The following is a 15993-nucleotide window of genomic DNA, read 5'->3' on the forward strand; positions in this document are numbered from 1 at the left end:
GACCAGTCCTTTCGCCTTGAGCGATGCAATATCCATAATGTTCTTATTTTGTTCTAATGCCCGAGAGTCAAGAGACGTCTCGACTTGCCGCGTTCTGGCCTTATGACTCTTATCCATGTGCGGACGCTATTTCAGACACGACGTCACCTGGGCAGATTATCACGCAGCGCTTTCGATCCTCTCCCCGCCGCAAGCAATTGAACCGCCTGAATCTGCCTACAACATGGCGCCGACCCAGACCCTCCCCATACTGCGGCTAAAACCTGACCAGCCAGGCAGGAACACGGTCGCAGAACTAGCGCCAGCCATGTGGAGCCTTGTGCCTTCCTGGTGGACCAAACCCCTTAACGAGAAGAAATTCTCCACCTTCAATGCCCGCTCGGAAACCGTTGCTACGAGCAACACGTTCAGGGGCGCCTTCCGGCACAGGCGATGTCTTGTGCCTGCCAGCGGCTTTTATGAATGGACAGGCCCCAAAGGCAGAAAGCAGCCGTTCGGTATTGGCCTACGCAACCGTCGCTGGTTCTGCTTTGCCGGACTATGGGACAGAGCCATGATCGATGGGTCGGAGATTGATAGTTTTACAATCCTCACCACCACCCCGAATGACGTGATGGCGGGCCTGCATACACGTATGCCTGTCATCCTCCATCCCTATAATTATCGCCGTTGGCTCGACAGCTCGGAAGGCAAGGTCGAAGATCTTTTTGCCCCCTTCCCGGCGGAGGAAATGCATGCCTGGCCGGTCAGGCCCGAGGTTGGCAATGTCCGCAATCAGGGAGCGGAGCTAGCCGCAGAGATCTAGGCGGCGACATACCGGGCTGCCCAGGTAACAGATTTCCTGCATTCAGTCTGTATCCGGTGCCATTGATGACGGACTACTCGCAACCAACACCGTCATTGTCCCTGTCGAGATGCCGTCCATATCCCGGATCACCGCGTCTGACAGGCGCTGCCCCCGCAGACCGCGCATGCGCACAATTCCTGAAAGCTCCGCCGGCAGGAGTTGCAGGCCGTGTGAACGCCTGAGGCTGTTCGTTCACCGGCCTGCGGGAAACGGGTTTCGTCCCTAAGGAGGATTGCGGACGGTGACAGTGATAGTCCCCGGTTTTCCGGTTATTGTGACAGCCCTGAGCATTGAGCCCGCCGCCATGCGCGAAGGCAGGAAGACCAAGCATGAAGGAGAGCATCAGTACCGATAGAAGTTTCATTTCACCCTCCACATCAGGAGTCTAACCTATCATTGAGCAATACCCCGGACAATAAAATCAGTTACGGACGGCTGGCCGGTCAGCATCCTGCGTGTCAGGTTTCATAAAGCGTGTTCTCAAATTCGAACGGGCAACCGAGCAGGTCCGACAGATACCCCCCGTCCCGGAGCCCTTCCGCTTTCTTCAACAGGTAGCGCAGGGAGTCTTTCATGTTCGAACCTCCAGCGCTCCATTCGGCCTCGACCGCTTCTGCTCCATAGAGAACACATGCGGTCTCCTTCCGGCCAAGGCCGAGTGCCTGGCAATCAAGCGCGACCAACCCATCACGCAACATCTGTGACCGCTTGGTCCAGAGAGGTGTCTGGGCATCCGGTTCCGGACCATAGATGGCAAGTGCCTGCTTGTAGGTTTTGAGCTGTCGTTCATAGGCTTCAACATCGGAGATCTGGAGTTTCATGCGCACAGGCTCGAGGCTCAGGAGTGACAGGCCCGTACAGCGCACCTGAACTACGCAGCCCTTACCACGAAGTAGGAGGAATTCCCGCCCGACCGCGTCCGAAATGTGAGTGACCTCACAGATCGGAACGGTACGCTCGAAAATGTCACACGTCTCATCGGCCGAACGTGGACTTACATGGACTTCAAACTGGTCGGGAAACACGTCTGGCTGCCAGATTACATCCGCCTCAATCGCGTTCAGGACAACATCCGGCATGAGCACCAGGCCCCAGCGCTCAGCCAGACACTGGCTGACACGCGGCCGGACAAGCCTGATCCTGTCATGGCAGGCGCAGCCCTCGGTGATATTGTCAGCCGACCACGTCTTCGCATCGGCCAGGAACAGCGGATTGCGCCGGAGGTACTCCCAGGCCCAGCGGTCTGGTGTCAGCCGCCAGAGATAGTCATATCGCTTCAGCGCGCCATCATTCTTCAGGGTATAGGTCTTCATCACCAACTCCCGGATTCGTCGGAATTCGCGCAAGAGGCATGCCACTTTGGGTAGAAGTACAGACCACGCATATTTTCTGAATTGCTGTTTTATCTACACATCGGACAAGGTCGGCATCACCCTTTGGTTCTGAATCCAAACTTACTCATCGGGATAATCCCGAATAACCATCGGAAGATTCTCGTATCACACGAATCTCCACGGTCGGTCGGCTCCTCACCTGCCAGCATCGCGCAAAACCTGTCTCCAGGCGCATGGCGGCCGGCCCCGTCCCTCACTCATTCAAGACCTCTCATGCTCGGCATTGATGACCTCGGATCCCCGGACCTCGCCTCATATCGTCCCGAAATGGCGCGATCGCCGGGACTTGCAGATTGCTGCGTCCCGCTGCCTGAATTGGCCTCACCTCCAACTCCTACCTATCCCCTTTGCCTGACAGGATTGGTCCGACCAGTCAGAAGGATGTCGGACCATGGCAAATGCGGCACATGCGACAGAAACCAGGACCCGCCAGTCAGTCATGCTGAGGACCGCCTTCTGCCTGGTCGTGCGTGAAGCCCTTGAAGCGTCCGACACGATCGAAATCATGGCCAATCCCGACGGTTCGGTCTGGATCGAGACAGCCGGGCGCGGCCTCATCCTGTCAGACCAGAAGCTTCAGGCTTCGGACCGCGAGCGCATCATCCGTCTCGTGGCCTCCGGGGCGGGAGAGGCCCTTCGGCCCGCATCCTCCATCGTCTCTGCAGAACTCCCCGGCAGCGGCGATCGGTTCGAAGGGCTTCTCCCGCCTGTCTCGACAGCCCCCTGTTTCTCCATCCGCAAACCGGCGCCAACGCTTTTTTCGCTGCAGGATCATATCGACCAGGGTACGCTGTCTCCCGCGCTTGCCGCTGCGCTTCGAGACGCCATTCACACACGCGCAAACATTCTCATCGCCGGCGGGACGTCCTCGGGCAAAACGACATTTGCAAATGCACTGCTTGCCGAACCGGGGTTTGGCGAGGACCGGATCATTATCCTCGAGGACACCCGCGAACTTCGCTGCGCGGCCGCCAATAGCGTCCAGCTCCGCACACACCGTGATTGCGTCTCCCTCAGCCATCTTGTCCGATCGACCCTGAGATTGCGGCCCGACCGGATCATTGTCGGTGAGGTGCGTGGCGGCGAAGCGCTCGATCTCCTTAAGGCGTGGAATACCGGCCATCCCGGCGGGATCACCACCCTGCATGCAAATTCAGCCCGTGGCGCGCTGCGCCGGCTCGAACAGCTGACACTCGAAGCGACCAGCCGTCCGCCGCAAGACCTCATCGCCGAGGCGGTCGATGTGGTGGTCTTCTTGAGCCGGACCGGCGGCCAGCGCCGGATCGGGGAGGCCCTGCGCGTGACCGGTTTGGACCGCAATGGCTACACCACTGCGCCGCTCGTCTCTGCCTCCCTTTGCCGCCTTAACCAAGGACCAACATCGTGATCCAAGTTTCCCAGATAAGAGACCTGCGCCCGGTGGCACAGACCGCCACCTGCCTGGCCCTCGCTTTCGCGCTTGCCGCGCCAGCCCATGCGGCGGGTACAGGCATGCCGTGGGAGGGCCCGCTCGACCAGATCCTGCAATCGATCGAAGGTCCGGTCGCACGGATCGTGGCCGTGATCATCATCACGCTGACGGGCCTGACGCTTGCTTTTGGCGAGACCTCCGGCGGGATACGCAAGCTGATCCAGATCGTGTTCGGCCTCTCCATCGCATTTGCCGCCACTTCCTTCTTCCTCACCTTTTTCAGCTTCGGCGGCGGAGCGCTCATCTGATGGCCGAAGGCTATGAAATCCCACTGCATCGCTCACTGAGCGAACCGATCCTGATGGCAGGCGCGCCACGCGCTGCTGCCATTGCGATCGGCACGCTCGCCGCCGCGCTGGCCCTGGGCCTCCGGCTCTGGATACCGGGCCTTCTTCTCTGGCTGCTCGGCCACTCGGCAGCCGTCTTCATGGCCCGAAGCGATCCGGATTTCATGGCTGTCACCAGTCGTTCGACCCGGCACAAGGCGTATCTGGAATGCTGAACCTCAGGGAATATGCCGCGACCCCGGCCCTGCTGGCAGATTACCTGCCCTGGGCCTGTTCGCCCGCGCCGGGCATTATCCTCAACAAGGATGGCAGTTTCCAGACCACATTCCGCTATCGCGGCCCCGATCTCGAAAGCTCAACCGAAGAAGAACTCGTCTCCGTCATGGCGCGGGTCAATAATGTGCTGCGCCGACTCGGATCGGGATGGGCGCTATTCTTCGAGGCCCAGCGCAGCGAGGTGCATGACTATCCGGACGCAGACTTCCCCGACGCGGTCTCCTGGCTGGTCGATCAGGAACGGGCGCTGCAGGCAGAAGAGACCGCCTCAAGGTTCGAAAGCCATTATTACTTGACCCTTCTCTGGCTGCCGCCGGCCGATGCGGCGGGGCGGGCCGAGAAGGCACTGATCACGCGTGCCGCCCCTGAAGAAGCCGCGACGTGGCGCCACCGGATGGAGACATTCAACAAGCAGGCGGAGCGCGTCTTCGACCTGCTGGCCACCTGCCTTGCCGAGATCGTCCGGCTCGATACCGGCGAGACCCTGACCTATCTCCACACCACCATCTCGACAAAACGCCACCCCGTCGCCCCGCCGGAACTGCCGGTCTTTCTCGATGCGGTCCTGGCCGACGAGCCGTTCGCAGGCGGACTGGAACCGATGATGGGCGAGGCGCACCTGCGTACGCTCACAATTGCCGGTTTTCCGGCCTCGACCCTGCCCGGACTCCTCGATGAGCTGAACCGTCAGGGCTTTGCCTATCGCTGGGCAACCCGCTTCATTGCAATGGACAAGACGGACGCGGAAAAAGTGCTCGGGAAGAAGCGCCGCCACTGGTTTGCCAAGCGCAAATCCATCGGCGCTGTCCTGCGCGAGACCCTGTTCAATGAGCAGGCCGCTTTGCTGGACAGTGATGCCGACAACAAGGCTGGCGATGCCGATGCAGCGCTCCAGGAACTGGGCTCGGACCTCGTCTCCTATGGCTATGTCACCACAACCCTCACGGTCGCACACACCGACCGCCGTACGGTCGAGGAACATATCCGCATCGCCGAGCGGATCATCAATGGCAGGGGTTTCACCTCGATCCGCGAGACGCTGAACGCTGTCGATGCCTGGCTCGGCTCACTGCCCGGCCATCCTTACGCCAATGTCCGCCAGCCCATCCTGCACACGCTGAACCTAGCCCATATGGTGCCGCTCTCGGCCGTCTGGGCCGGTGAGGACATCAACCGGCACCTTGCCGCCCCTGCCCTTATCCAGGCGCAGACCGATGGTACGACGCCCTTCCGTCTGAACCTCCACATCGGTGATGTCGGCCATACGCTGGTTGTCGGGCCAACCGGTGCGGGCAAGTCTGTCCTGCTATCGCTTCTCGCACTGCAATGGAGACGCTACCGGCAGGCCCAGGTTTTCATCTTCGACAAGGGCGGTTCGGCGCGCGCGGCCACGCTGGCCATGGGCGGGACACATGCCGATCTTGGGGGAGCTGCCTCTCCGGGCCTTCAGCCATTGAAGGACATCCATGAGCGAGCCGGGGCGCGCTTTGCCGCCGGCTGGCTGGCCGGGCTTTGCACCCAGGAAGGTGTCACCATGACGCCCGCACTCAAAGCCAACCTCTGGGACGCGATCCAGTCGCTCGCTTCGGCACCGGTGGCCGAGCGCACCCTGACAGGCCTCACGCTCATGCTGCAGGAGGAGATGCTCAGATCGGCCCTTCACCCCTTCACACTGGACGGTCCGCATGGCCGCCTTCTCGATGCCGATGAAGAAAGCCTGAGCCTCGCAGACACGGTCTGTTTCGAGATGGAAGAGCTGATGCATGCAAAAGGTGCCGCCGCGCCGGTTATCACCTATCTGTTTCACAGGCTCGAGGCGCGTTTTGACGGACGCCCCACCCTGCTCATTCTCGACGAGGCCTGGGTATTCCTCGACGATGTCATGTTCGCCGCACGCCTCCGCGAATGGCTGAAGACATTGCGCAAGAAGAATGTCGCCGTCGTGTTCGCGACCCAGTCGCTGGCCGATATCGCCGACAGCTCCATCGCCCCCGCTCTGATCGAGTCCTGCCCGACACGGATCTTTCTGCCCAATGAACGGGCACAGGAACCGCAAAGCCGCGAGACCTATGAGCGGTTCGGGCTGAACGCCCGGCAGGTCGAGCTGATCAGCCAGGCAACCGCGAAGCGTGACTATTACTATCAGTCGCCATTGGGCTGCCGGGTCTTCGAACTCGGTCTCGGCCCTCTTGCGCTTGGTCTTTGCGGTGCGTCGGGTCCGGTCGACCAGGCGCGGATTGACCGGGCGCTTGCAGAGGCACCTCCCGGAGACTTCGCTGCGACCTTCCTCAATGCAAAGGGTCTCTCCTGGGCGGCTGAGCTTCTGGCCCGCTGGCCCGGCCCGGTACAGGAGCCCCTCGATCCGGCCGAGATTTCCGGCACGATCGCGGGAGAGCGGGAGGCCTCAGAATGAAACGTCTCTGTCTCTCCGCGTTTCTTTGGGTTACGTCTTCTTCGGTCCTTCCCATGCCCCCGGCGGCCGCACAATGGACCGTCTACGATCCAGCCAATCACATCCAGAACATCTATCAGGCCGTGCGTGCCCCGCAGCAGATCAACAACCAGCTCCAGCAGCTCACCAATGAGATCGAGATGCTGGAAAACATGGCGCGGGATCTTGAAAACCTGCCCGACAGTATCGCAGGGGACATTCTCGCCCGGATGCAGGCGGTCGACAGGCTGATGCGCGAGGCCGAAGGCATCGGCTATGGCGTCGCTGAGATCGAACACGACTATGAGGTCCTCTACCCGGAGAGTTATGGCGAAACACCGCCGGAGCAGCGCATCCTCGTCGAACAGGCCCGCGCCCGCTGGCACCAGTCGCGCGCGGCCTATCGTGAAAGCCTTGCTGTCACGGCTGAAGTCGTCTCCTCGGCACGCACCGACAGCGAAAACCTGGACCGGCTGATCGCAGACAGCCAGTCGGCGGCCGGCAATCTCCAGGCTGCCCAGGCGGGAAACCAGATCGGCGCCCTGCAGATCCAGCAGCTGATGCAGATGGAAGCCATGATGGCCTCGCACTATCGCGCCGAGGCGCTGGAGCGCGCGCGCCAGCTCGCGGAGGCAGAGCGCGGGCGGACGCGTACCCGCACTTTCCTCGGAGCCCGCGACTGATGGATGTGATTGACACATTCCTCGCCACTTTCATCAGCTATATCGATAGCGGATTTGGGCTTCTGGCCGGCGACGTCGCCTATCTCACGACCACGCTGATCGCCATCGACATCACGCTGGCCGGCCTGTTCTGGGCCCTCTCGCAGAATGCTGACGTTATTGCCGGGCTTTTGAAGAAAGTCCTCTATGTCGGATTCTTCGCCTTCATCATCGGCAATTTCTCGCTCCTGGCCGGTATCGTGTTCGACAGCTTCGCCCGTCTTGGCCTGACCGCCGGGGGCGGGACAATCACGGCGGCCGACCTCTTGCGCCCCGGCTTCATCGCCGGCGTCGGCCTGGATGCCGCCCAGCCCCTGCTTGAGGAGATCGCCGATATGGCCGGGCCGATCGCCTTCTTCCATAACTTCGTCATGATCGCGGTGATGTTCATCGCCTGGGCGATCATCATGGCTGCCTTCTTCGTACTGGCGGTGCAGCTCTTCATCACCATCCTGGAGTTCAAGCTGACGACGCTGGCCGGCTTTGTCCTCGTCCCCTTCGCACTCTGGAACAAGACGGCTTTCCTGGCCGAGCGTGTCCTTGGAAATGTCATTACTTCGGGCATCAAGCTGATGGTGCTTGCCGTCATCATCGGCATCGGGTCGACCCTGTTCAGCTCCGTGACCGATGCGTTCAGGACAGGCGAGGATGTCACACTGGCCCAGGTCATGGGCACGGTGCTCGCCTCTCTCGTCTTCTTCTGGATGGGGATATTCGCCCCGGGCATTGCCAGCGGCCTGATCACCGGTGCCCCGCAGCTCGGGGCCGGTTCGGCTGCAGGCGCGGTCGCCGGGGCCGCGGCCGGCACCTATGTCGCCAGCATGGGCGGACGCGCCGTGCTTGGCGCAGTGGCAGGTGGCACATCGTCTGCCATCAAGGCCGGGGCCTCCATGGCGGGTGGCACCCGCACATCCTATGCCATGGGGGCGGCGACGGCAGGCACGGCAGGTCCGGGCGCGATGGCTGGCGGTCTTGCCGGGGTGGCCCGGGCGGGGGGTGACGGCCTTCGCCGGACAGCAGGCCGGCCTGTGCAATCGCTGAAAGACGCCTACCAGCAGGGCAGCCAGAAAGCCTGGCGCACAACCGGCGGCACCGGAGGCGCCGACACCAAGTCTCCATCCGGCACTCCAGGCTCACGCCCCGGCTGGGCTCGGCGCATGCAGACCCGCCAGACCACGAGCCAGGCCGGCCAGATCGCAGCCCATAGCCTGCGCGACGGCGACCGGGGCGCACCCGGTGCAGCTCCCAGCCTCCAGGACAAGGACGACTAGGCCATGATCTTCAAGCGATCTTCCACCAGCTATGGACCAGGTCCCTTTCCCGAGACCCCCTATCAGAAAGCAGGTCAGGTCTGGGATGAACGCATCGGATCCGCCCGCGTCCAGGCGAAGAACTGGCGGCTGATGGCGCTTGGATGTCTGGGGCTCTGCGTCTTCACCTCGGCGGCCTTGATCTGGCGGTCCACGGTTTCGACGGTGACCCCCTATGTCGTCGAGGTCGACGAGACTGGCGCAGCCCGCGCCGTTGCGCCCGCGACCGCGCATTACAGTCCGACCGACGCCCAGATCGCGCACCATCTCGCCAACTTCATCCAGCGCGTGCGCGGCCTCTCGATAGATCCTGTTGTCGTACGGGAGAACTGGCTCAGCGCGTATGACTATGTGACGTCTGAAGCGTCCACGACGCTGAATGCTTACGCAAAGGCCAATGACCCATTCGCCGGGATCGGGCGCAAGTCCCGCACCGTCGAGGTGGTGAGCGTGGTGCGCATCTCGGGCGACAGCTTCCAGGCCCGCTGGATCGAGAAGAGCTATGAGAACGGCGCCCTGGTCGACGCCACAAGGTTCACAGGTCTGTTCTCCGTCATCATCCAGCCCCCGTCTGATGCAGAGACCCTGCGCGCCAATCCCCTCGGCCTTTATGTCCACAGCCTCAACTGGGGCCAGGACCTTGTTACAGGAGACTGACCCCATGTTCCGCATTCTACTTGCCAGCCCGGCCCTTGGACTCGCCGCTGCGTGCAGCACCACCCCCGCGCCTGAACCGGTCAGTGCTGAAGCCTTTGTCGCGGCGACACCGGCGGAAGAGGTGTATGAGCGCTCGGTCGAGATTGTCGAAACGCCGGTCGCCCTGCCCTTGCCCGGTCAACTCAAACCGATTGGCCTCCATGCCAGGACCGGCGATGACGGCGCTATCGGCCAATCGCCGGAAAGCCAGGAGGCCGATCCCGCAGGCACGATCGCTGAAGGCCGGGAAAGCGCGCTCATCGAGCCGTCCGTCGATGGTTATGTGAACGCTGTGCAGGTCTATCCCTATACCGAAGGTGCGCTCTACAGGCTCTATGCCAGCCCCGGCCAGGTGAGCGACATTGCCTTGCAGCCCGGCGAGGCGCTTGTCTCGGTTTCGGCCGGCGACACGGTGCGCTGGGTGGTCGGCGATACCCAATCGGGCTCTGGTGCAAAGTCGCGTGCACACGTCCTCGTCAAACCCATCAGTGCCGGCATCGGCACCAATCTGATGATCGCCACCGACCGGCGGACCTACCATCTCGAACTGGAAAGCGTGGACGCCGGCTATATGGCCGCCCTCTCCTGGCGCTATCCGGCCGATGAAATCGCGCGCCTCACCGTGCGCAATGAGCTGGCGATTGAACGCGAAGCCGCCTCCATAGAAAGCGGGCTCGCCCTGGAAAACCTCAATTTTGACTATTCGCTCTCCGGTGACAGTCCGGACTGGAAACCCGTCCGCGTGTTCGACGATGGCCGCCAGGTCTTCATCCAGATGCCGGACAGGATCACGACAACCGACATGCCGCCGCTCTTCGTCCTGGGCGCGAAAGGCGAGGCCGAGCTGGTCAACTACCGTGTGCGTGGCAGCTACTACATTGTCGACCGGCTGTTCCGGGCCGCCGAGCTGCGTCTCGGCGAAAAGGACCAGACCGTCGTGCGGATTGCCCGCACCGAACGGCGCACCGGGCTCGCTGCCCTGTTCGGGGGCTGAGCATGTCAGACCCCGTGCCCTTCGACGAACATGCCGAACGGCTGAAAATCCGTTCGGGCCCCAGACCCGTCACCCGTATAAACCGCAAACTCCTTCTGGTAATTGCAGGGCTCGGCACCCTCGGCCTGTTTGCCGCCGCAAGCCTCGCCCTCAAGCCACCCGCAGCCAGAGAAGCGGCCAGCCGCCCGGACCTCTACAACACAGTAAACACGCGCAAACCCGACACCCTCTCTGAGCTGCCTGCAGGCTATGACGATATCCGTCCGGCGCCGGTCAAACCACTCGGCCCGCCCCTGTCTGGCGATCTCGGTGCCACCATGCTCGCGGCCGAGCGCGAGCTGGGACTGGAACCGGAACATGTGGCACGGTTCGAGGATGACTTCCGTCCAAACCCGGCCGAGGAAGCCCAACGCGCCCGCCGGATGCGCGAGGCGGCGATGGCGGAAGAAGCGGCCCGCGCTCCGGTTTTCTTCCAGCTCGGCGCTCAGACAGGCCAGACACCTGCCGCAAAAGGCCCTGCATCACCTGCCGATCCCGCCTTCGATATCGGCGCGCAACTCCTGGCGCTCGCCGCGAACCCGCAAGGAACACCCTCCATGCCGGGCCGATCTGCCAACAGCAGCCCACAGGACCGCAAGCAGGCTTTCGCAAACGACGACCGCGATATCGACACCAACAATCCGCACGAGATCAAAGACCCCGCTTCGCCCTACCAGGTGATGGCCGGCACACTGATCCCGGCAAGTCTTGTCACCGGTCTCAATAGCGACCTTCCTGGCACCCTCATCGCCCAGGTGACCCAACCGGTCTATGACACGGTCACAGGACAGTTTCTCCTTATCCCGCAAGGGGCCCGCCTGATTGGGCGTTACCAGTCGGACGTTTCCTTCGGCCAGGACCGTGCGCTTCTCGTCTGGGAGCGGATCATCTTTCCCAATGGGGCCTCCATCGCGATCTCGGCCCCCGGTGCGGACCGTCAGGGCTTTGTCGGCCTCTCGGATCGCACCGACCATCACTGGGACCGTGTGTTCGTGGCTGCAGGCCTTGCCACGATCCTCGGCATAGGAACCGAGCTCGGCAGCGATGAACAAGGAAGCATCGAACGCGCGATCCGGCGCGGCACCAGCGAGACCCTGAATGAGGCGGGACAACGCGCCGTCGACCGCAATCTCGGCATCCAGCCAACCATTCGCGTGCGGCCCGGCTGGCCGGTGCGCGTGGTCGTGACACGCGACCTCATCCTCAGACCCTATAGACAAGGACCCCGCCAATGACCTTGCGCCTCGACAAACTCCCTGACCGCACACCGGTCCGCATGAGCATCGCGGTCGATCCGGATCTTGCGGTCGCGCTCACCGACTATGCCGAGATCTACCGCCAGGCCTATGGCGTGGAAGAAAAGGCTGAAGTGCTGATCCCCGCCATGCTCGAACATTTTCTCCGGCAGGATGCCGGGTTCAAACGCGCCCGCAAGGCGCTTCACGCCAATGCCAGCAGCGAAGGATAACTCCATGGCACAGATAGGATCGTTTGCACTCAAGGATGGAAGATATACCGGCACCATCCGGACCCTGACCATCAATGTCAAAGCCCAGCTCGTGCCAAATACCGACAAGGCGAGTGATGGTGCCCCGGACTTCCGGCTCTATGCGGGCGGCGCTGAACTCGGCGCCGCCTGGCGCGAGGAATCCAAGAAAGGTGAAACGCCGTACCTGTCGGTCAAGCTCGATGACCCGGTCCTCCCCGCACCAATGCGCGCAGCCTTCTTCGAGAATGAGGAAGACAGAACAGGCGTCATGGTGTGGACCCGGCCGAAGACAAAGGAAGGATAGAAGTATCGCAAGCAGCATCGCGCCCCGACTCAGAGATCAATCCGATAACATCTTCGGTTGAGACCCCCAGTACCGCAGCATCGTGGCACTCATCGGCTTGAAGCGTCTTCAAGGCGTATGCCGGCCGCTCTGGCGGCAGCGAGTGCCTTGCCGAGCTGCACTGTGGGTTTGCCAGCTTCGAGATCGACAATGAAACGTTCCCCCGAATTTATGGCAAGTGCGAGTTCGCGCTGGGTTATACCCAGTCCTTTGCGCGCACGCGCAACCATTTCTCCAAACTCCCTGGCATTGCTGATCATGGTCATTCTTACCGCAGGAAGAAATCTAGCGCTTTAGGAATACCTGGCTCACATGCTTCCAGCTCGGTAGGATCATCTCACGCCACGCCTGCGCCCTCATCAATGTCGGAACCTTCGCTGAACAACGCAAAAAACCGCAAGGCTGGGACTAATCGATCATCTGAAACCGAAAAGTGATGCCAAGCCAGGATCAAGCGCGCTGTCTGTCGGCGTCAGTTAGCAATCCACGCTCGGAGACATCTGCCACCACCGCCTGGCACGAGCAGAGCCCCTGGATCTCATGAAGCAATCGCAAAAAAAGGCCACTTGAAAAAAACCCCCACGGGGTATACAATCAGTTTATGAACGCAATCGCTTCTACATTGGTGATGCTGGCCTTCAGCCTGTCTCAACTGCTTTGCGCTTGTCCTTTCACTGCAACGCCAGTTTCAGCCGAAGCCACCTCCATTATCGCCCATTCACACACGTCCAGTGTGAGCGAGCACAGCGATTCCTGCGATCACAAGAATTCGTCCTGCGACGTGAACTCAGTGACGGTCAAACAGGCCGACGAATCTGTGAAGAAAGGCAATGCCCAAGCGCCGGAGAACAGCGGGCTAGCAGAAACTGGGGCGACGGCCGGACCCGTTAAGCCGGACCGGGATGATGGACCTATTGGCCAGAACTGGCGAAGTCCATCCCTCACACATACGCCCCTGACACTTAAGGTTCGGCTCCAGAATTGAGTTTGTGCGCGTCTGCGAAAGCAGACTGTTTCAGCCACATCCCCAATTAATGGAGACTGACGTGTTAAACAGACGACATTTACTTCAGACAGCGCTTGGCGCTGGCGCAGCATACGGGGCCACGAGCCTGCTTCCCGCATGGGCCAGATCCGCGAGTGCTGGCAATCTCGGCATTCCGTCCCTTCAGGGGACCGAATTCGATCTCGACATATCCAGATTTCCGGTGCGCATTGGCGGCAAAGCCGGAATGGCAACAGGTATCAATGGCACGCTGCCAGCCCCCCTGCTCCGGTTCCGGGAAGGTGATGATGTCACACTGAACGTCACCAACAGACTTGAGGAAGATACCTCGATTCACTGGCACGGACTGCTTGTACCCTTCCACATGGATGGTGTGCCGGGGGTCAGTTTTCCAGGCATCAAACCCGGCGAAACCTTCAGTTACAAATTCAGGATCCCCCAAAACGGCACCTACTGGTATCACTCCCATTCCGGTCTCCAGGAACAGCTCGGGCATTACGGTCCAATCGTCATTGATCCGGCCGGTACCGACCCGGTTTCATATGACCGCGAATATGTGCTCGTGCTCAGCGACTGGAGCTTTACAGACCCGCACCGGCTTTTTGGCAAGCTGAAGAAGAATGCCGAAAGCCTGAACTTCAACCAGCCAACGCTCTCAGAACCGAAAGGGCTTGGCGGCATGTGGGGCCGGATGCGCATGAGCCCACGCGACCTCGCTGACGTGACGGGGGCAACCTATACCTATCTGATCAATGGCCAGTCGACCGAAGACAATTTCAACATGGTTTTCAGACCCGGTGAAAAAGTGCGCCTCAGGATCATCAACGCCGCGGCGATGACGCTGTTCAATGTCCGCCTGCCGGGCTTGCCCATGACGGTCGTCGCCTCCGATGGCCTGAACGTCCAGCCGGTCGAGACGGATGAGTTCCAGATGGGCGTGGCTGAGACCTACGATATCATTGTCGAACCCACCGAAGAACGCGCCTATGCCTTCGTGGCCGAGTCCATCGACCGGTCGGGGCAGGCTGTCGCCACCCTCGGCCCGCGTCCGGGTATGCGTGCCACCGAACCCACTATGCGGCCGGTTCCCATGCTCACCATGCGGGACATGGGCATGGATCATAGCATGATGGATGGGATGTCCGGCATGGACCGCGGATCGGAAGACAAAGCGGACAGCATGAACATGGACGGTGCGGCCGCTCATGACATGAAGGGGCACGATACGGGCGGCATGAGCATGAAGCCCGATCCGAACGGGCCATCCGTTCAGCCCGCAAAGGTCATCGAAGCGGATATCGAGCGCGGACCGGGCGTCGCGAATGTCGCGGCCATGCCGATGAGCCGGCTGGATGAGCCGGGGATCGGTCTCGATGACGTGCCCCACCGGACCCTCACTTACAGCCAGCTACGCGCGCTGGAGATGAACGAGGACCACAGGGCGCCCGGCCGTGAGGTCGTTGTTCACCTGACCTCGAACATGGAACGCTATATGTGGTCGTTCGATGGCGTGAAGTTTTCCGAAGTGACCGAGTCCATCAAGTTCTATGAGGGTGAGCGGGTCCGCCTTACCCTGATCAATGACACGATGATGCCGCACCCGATCCACCTTCACGGGATGTTTTTCGATCTCGTCAATGGTGGCGGACATCACATGCCACGCAAGCATACGGTCATCGTCAAGCCTGCGGACAAGGTCAGCGTCGATATCAGTGCCGAGCATGTCGGCGACTGGGCGTTTCACTGTCACCTGCTCTACCACATGCATGCCGGCATGATGCAGGTCGTGAGCGTGATTCCGGAAGGAGAAGCCAGCACCAGCAACAGTTCCATGCCGATGGACCATGGCGCCATGAAACACGGGGAGGACCACTCATGATGTTTCGCTCAACAGCTATAGCCCTCGTTACACTTTTCTCCCCGGCATCCATAACTGCAGCGCTTGCGCAGGAAGCTCCGCAATCACCGCCCTGGCACCAGGCTGATGATATCTACGGAGAAGATGCCATGGCCGAAGCCCGCAAGGGAATACAGGCAGAAGGCGGCGCTCAACCGGCTTACATGATCATGGCCGACCGGCTTGAGGTCCAGTTCACCGATGATGAGGACACGCTCCTGTGGGACGGTCAGGGCTGGTATGGTGGCGACATCAACAAGCTCTGGATCAAGACTGAAGGCGATGTGTCCCTGGACGCGGACGAAGTCGAGGAAGCCGAAGTCCAGGCGCTGTGGTCGCGTGCGTATTCGCGCTACTTCGACCTGCAGGCCGGTCTTCGCTACGATCTCGAACCTGGCGGACGAACGCATGCCGTGCTTGGGGTTCAGGGGCTGGCCCCCTACTGGTTCGAGGTCGATGCGGCCGCCTTCCTCAGCACGGATGGCGACCTAACCTCACGTATCGAGGCCGAATACGATCTTCATCTGACCCAGCGCCTCGTCCTTCAGCCACGCGCGGAAATCGAACTGTCCGCGCAGAACATACCGGAGCTTGAAACGGGCTCTGGCGTTACCGGCGTCAATACAGGTGTTCGCCTACGTTACGACATCCGCCGCGAGTTCGGCCCCTATGTGGGCGTCGAGTGGCAAAGCGCATTCGGCGGGACCCGCGACATCATAGAAGCAGCTGGCGGCGAGGCAGACCAGGCGGTTTTCCTCATCGGTCTCAGGGCCTGGTACTAGGAGTTTCCC

The 15993-nt window shown here is 61.3% G+C and carries 17 protein-coding genes; 14 read left to right on the forward strand and 3 right to left on the reverse strand.

What is annotated here, in order from left to right; translation table 11 throughout:
* Positions 1 to 115 precede the first annotated feature (115 nt).
* The gene (locus Q1K31_RS16015) at positions 116 to 805 is read left to right on the forward strand and encodes an SOS response-associated peptidase (protein WP_300381822.1); all 690 of its coding nucleotides are present in this window, start codon (positions 116 to 118) and stop codon (positions 803 to 805) included.
* Between the two features lie 73 nt (positions 806 to 878).
* On the opposite strand, the gene Q1K31_RS16020 is transcribed toward Q1K31_RS16015, so the two are convergent.
* Together Q1K31_RS16020 and Q1K31_RS16025 are read right to left on the reverse strand one after the other, a co-directional pair.
* Positions 879 to 1211, reverse strand: coding sequence for an excalibur calcium-binding domain-containing protein (locus Q1K31_RS16020; protein ID WP_300381824.1), 333 nt, complete (start codon positions 1209 to 1211; stop codon positions 879 to 881).
* A 94-nt stretch (positions 1212 to 1305) separates the two neighbouring features.
* Complete coding sequence (locus Q1K31_RS16025; protein ID WP_300381827.1) at positions 1306 to 2160, reverse strand: DUF2285 domain-containing protein; 855 nt, start codon at positions 2158 to 2160, stop codon at positions 1306 to 1308.
* A 472-nt stretch (positions 2161 to 2632) separates the two neighbouring features.
* Here Q1K31_RS16025 and trbB point away from each other — a divergent pair, with 472 nt between their 5' ends.
* The 11 genes from trbB to Q1K31_RS16080 are packed head-to-tail and all read left to right on the forward strand — an operon-like array spanning position 2633 to position 12260.
* On the forward strand, positions 2633 to 3628 hold the full coding sequence (gene trbB / locus Q1K31_RS16030) for a P-type conjugative transfer ATPase TrbB (RefSeq protein WP_300381830.1): 996 nt from the start codon (positions 2633 to 2635) through the stop codon (positions 3626 to 3628).
* 23 nt (positions 3629 to 3651) lie between these two features.
* Complete coding sequence (locus Q1K31_RS16035) at positions 3652 to 3960, forward strand: TrbC/VirB2 family protein (protein ID WP_300381936.1); 309 nt, start codon at positions 3652 to 3654, stop codon at positions 3958 to 3960.
* On the forward strand, positions 3960 to 4214 hold the full coding sequence (locus Q1K31_RS16040; RefSeq protein WP_300381833.1) for a VirB3 family type IV secretion system protein: 255 nt from the start codon (positions 3960 to 3962) through the stop codon (positions 4212 to 4214). The genes Q1K31_RS16035 and Q1K31_RS16040 overlap by 1 nt, the downstream gene beginning before the upstream one ends.
* The gene (gene trbE, locus Q1K31_RS16045; RefSeq protein ID WP_300381836.1) at positions 4208 to 6688 is read left to right on the forward strand and encodes a conjugal transfer protein TrbE; all 2481 of its coding nucleotides are present in this window, start codon (positions 4208 to 4210) and stop codon (positions 6686 to 6688) included. Before Q1K31_RS16040 ends, trbE begins: the two co-directional genes overlap by 7 nt.
* A complete protein-coding gene (trbJ, locus tag Q1K31_RS16050) occupies positions 6685 to 7389 on the forward strand; it encodes a P-type conjugative transfer protein TrbJ (protein WP_300381839.1) in 705 nt (234 codons plus the stop codon). The genes trbE and trbJ overlap by 4 nt, the downstream gene beginning before the upstream one ends.
* Positions 7389 to 8699: a P-type conjugative transfer protein TrbL gene (gene trbL / locus Q1K31_RS16055; RefSeq protein WP_300381842.1), complete on the forward strand. Its 1311-nt coding sequence runs from the start codon at positions 7389 to 7391 to the stop codon at positions 8697 to 8699. Before trbJ ends, trbL begins: the two co-directional genes overlap by 1 nt.
* 3 nt (positions 8700 to 8702) lie before the next feature.
* On the forward strand, positions 8703 to 9395 hold the full coding sequence (gene trbF, locus Q1K31_RS16060; RefSeq protein WP_300381845.1) for a conjugal transfer protein TrbF: 693 nt from the start codon (positions 8703 to 8705) through the stop codon (positions 9393 to 9395).
* A 4-nt stretch (positions 9396 to 9399) separates the two neighbouring features.
* Complete coding sequence (gene trbG / locus Q1K31_RS16065; RefSeq protein ID WP_300381848.1) at positions 9400 to 10428, forward strand: P-type conjugative transfer protein TrbG; 1029 nt, start codon at positions 9400 to 9402, stop codon at positions 10426 to 10428.
* Between the two features lie 2 nt (positions 10429 to 10430).
* Positions 10431 to 11702, forward strand: coding sequence for a TrbI/VirB10 family protein (locus tag Q1K31_RS16070; protein ID WP_300381851.1), 1272 nt, complete (start codon positions 10431 to 10433; stop codon positions 11700 to 11702).
* Positions 11699 to 11935, forward strand: a complete 237-nt coding sequence (locus Q1K31_RS16075; RefSeq protein ID WP_300381853.1) for a DUF2274 domain-containing protein — start codon at positions 11699 to 11701, stop codon at positions 11933 to 11935. The genes Q1K31_RS16070 and Q1K31_RS16075 overlap by 4 nt, the downstream gene beginning before the upstream one ends.
* 4 nt (positions 11936 to 11939) lie before the next feature.
* Positions 11940 to 12260 carry a DUF736 domain-containing protein gene (locus Q1K31_RS16080; RefSeq protein ID WP_300381855.1) on the forward strand — a complete coding sequence of 107 codons (321 nt, stop codon included), beginning with the start codon at positions 11940 to 11942 and terminating at the stop codon, positions 12258 to 12260.
* Between the two features lie 89 nt (positions 12261 to 12349).
* On the opposite strand, the gene Q1K31_RS16085 is transcribed toward Q1K31_RS16080, so the two are convergent.
* Entirely contained in the window at positions 12350 to 12565 is a 216-nt protein-coding gene (locus tag Q1K31_RS16085; RefSeq protein WP_300381856.1) for a helix-turn-helix domain-containing protein, read from the reverse strand.
* Positions 12566 to 13345: 780 nt separating this feature from the next.
* Between Q1K31_RS16085 and Q1K31_RS16090 the strand changes: the two genes are divergently transcribed.
* The gene (locus Q1K31_RS16090; protein ID WP_300381859.1) at positions 13346 to 15184 is read left to right on the forward strand and encodes a copper resistance system multicopper oxidase; all 1839 of its coding nucleotides are present in this window, start codon (positions 13346 to 13348) and stop codon (positions 15182 to 15184) included.
* Positions 15181 to 15984 (forward strand): copper resistance protein B, encoded by an 804-nt coding sequence (locus Q1K31_RS16095; RefSeq protein ID WP_300381862.1) that lies wholly within the window; start codon positions 15181 to 15183, stop codon positions 15982 to 15984. The genes Q1K31_RS16090 and Q1K31_RS16095 overlap by 4 nt, the downstream gene beginning before the upstream one ends.
* The last annotated feature ends 9 nt before the right edge of the window (positions 15985 to 15993 follow it).

Origin of the sequence: Henriciella sp. (assembly GCF_029936995.1) — a bacterium.
In the GTDB taxonomy this organism is placed as follows: Bacteria; Pseudomonadota; Alphaproteobacteria; order Caulobacterales; family Hyphomonadaceae; genus Henriciella.

Bases quoted from the DNA above. Each gene is read 5' to 3' on its own strand.
- Q1K31_RS16015 (WP_300381822.1), top strand. From the start codon at position 116: ATGTGCGGACGCTATTTCAGACACGACGTCACCTGGGCAGATTATCAC.
- Q1K31_RS16020 (WP_300381824.1), bottom strand. From the start codon at position 1,211: ATGAAACTTCTATCGGTACTGATGCTCTCCTTCATGCTTGGTCTTCCT.
- Q1K31_RS16025 (WP_300381827.1), bottom strand. From the start codon at position 2,160: ATGAAGACCTATACCCTGAAGAATGATGGCGCGCTGAAGCGATATGAC.
- trbB (WP_300381830.1), top strand. From the start codon at position 2,633: ATGGCAAATGCGGCACATGCGACAGAAACCAGGACCCGCCAGTCAGTC.
- Q1K31_RS16040 (WP_300381833.1), top strand. From the start codon at position 3,960: ATGGCCGAAGGCTATGAAATCCCACTGCATCGCTCACTGAGCGAACCG.
- trbE (WP_300381836.1), top strand. From the start codon at position 4,208: ATGCTGAACCTCAGGGAATATGCCGCGACCCCGGCCCTGCTGGCAGAT.
- trbJ (WP_300381839.1), top strand. From the start codon at position 6,685: ATGAAACGTCTCTGTCTCTCCGCGTTTCTTTGGGTTACGTCTTCTTCG.
- trbL (WP_300381842.1), top strand. From the start codon at position 7,389: ATGGATGTGATTGACACATTCCTCGCCACTTTCATCAGCTATATCGAT.
- trbF (WP_300381845.1), top strand. From the start codon at position 8,703: ATGATCTTCAAGCGATCTTCCACCAGCTATGGACCAGGTCCCTTTCCC.
- trbG (WP_300381848.1), top strand. From the start codon at position 9,400: ATGTTCCGCATTCTACTTGCCAGCCCGGCCCTTGGACTCGCCGCTGCG.
- Q1K31_RS16070 (WP_300381851.1), top strand. From the start codon at position 10,431: ATGTCAGACCCCGTGCCCTTCGACGAACATGCCGAACGGCTGAAAATC.
- Q1K31_RS16075 (WP_300381853.1), top strand. From the start codon at position 11,699: ATGACCTTGCGCCTCGACAAACTCCCTGACCGCACACCGGTCCGCATG.
- Q1K31_RS16080 (WP_300381855.1), top strand. From the start codon at position 11,940: ATGGCACAGATAGGATCGTTTGCACTCAAGGATGGAAGATATACCGGC.
- Q1K31_RS16085 (WP_300381856.1), bottom strand. From the start codon at position 12,565: ATGACCATGATCAGCAATGCCAGGGAGTTTGGAGAAATGGTTGCGCGT.
- Q1K31_RS16095 (WP_300381862.1), top strand. From the start codon at position 15,181: ATGATGTTTCGCTCAACAGCTATAGCCCTCGTTACACTTTTCTCCCCG.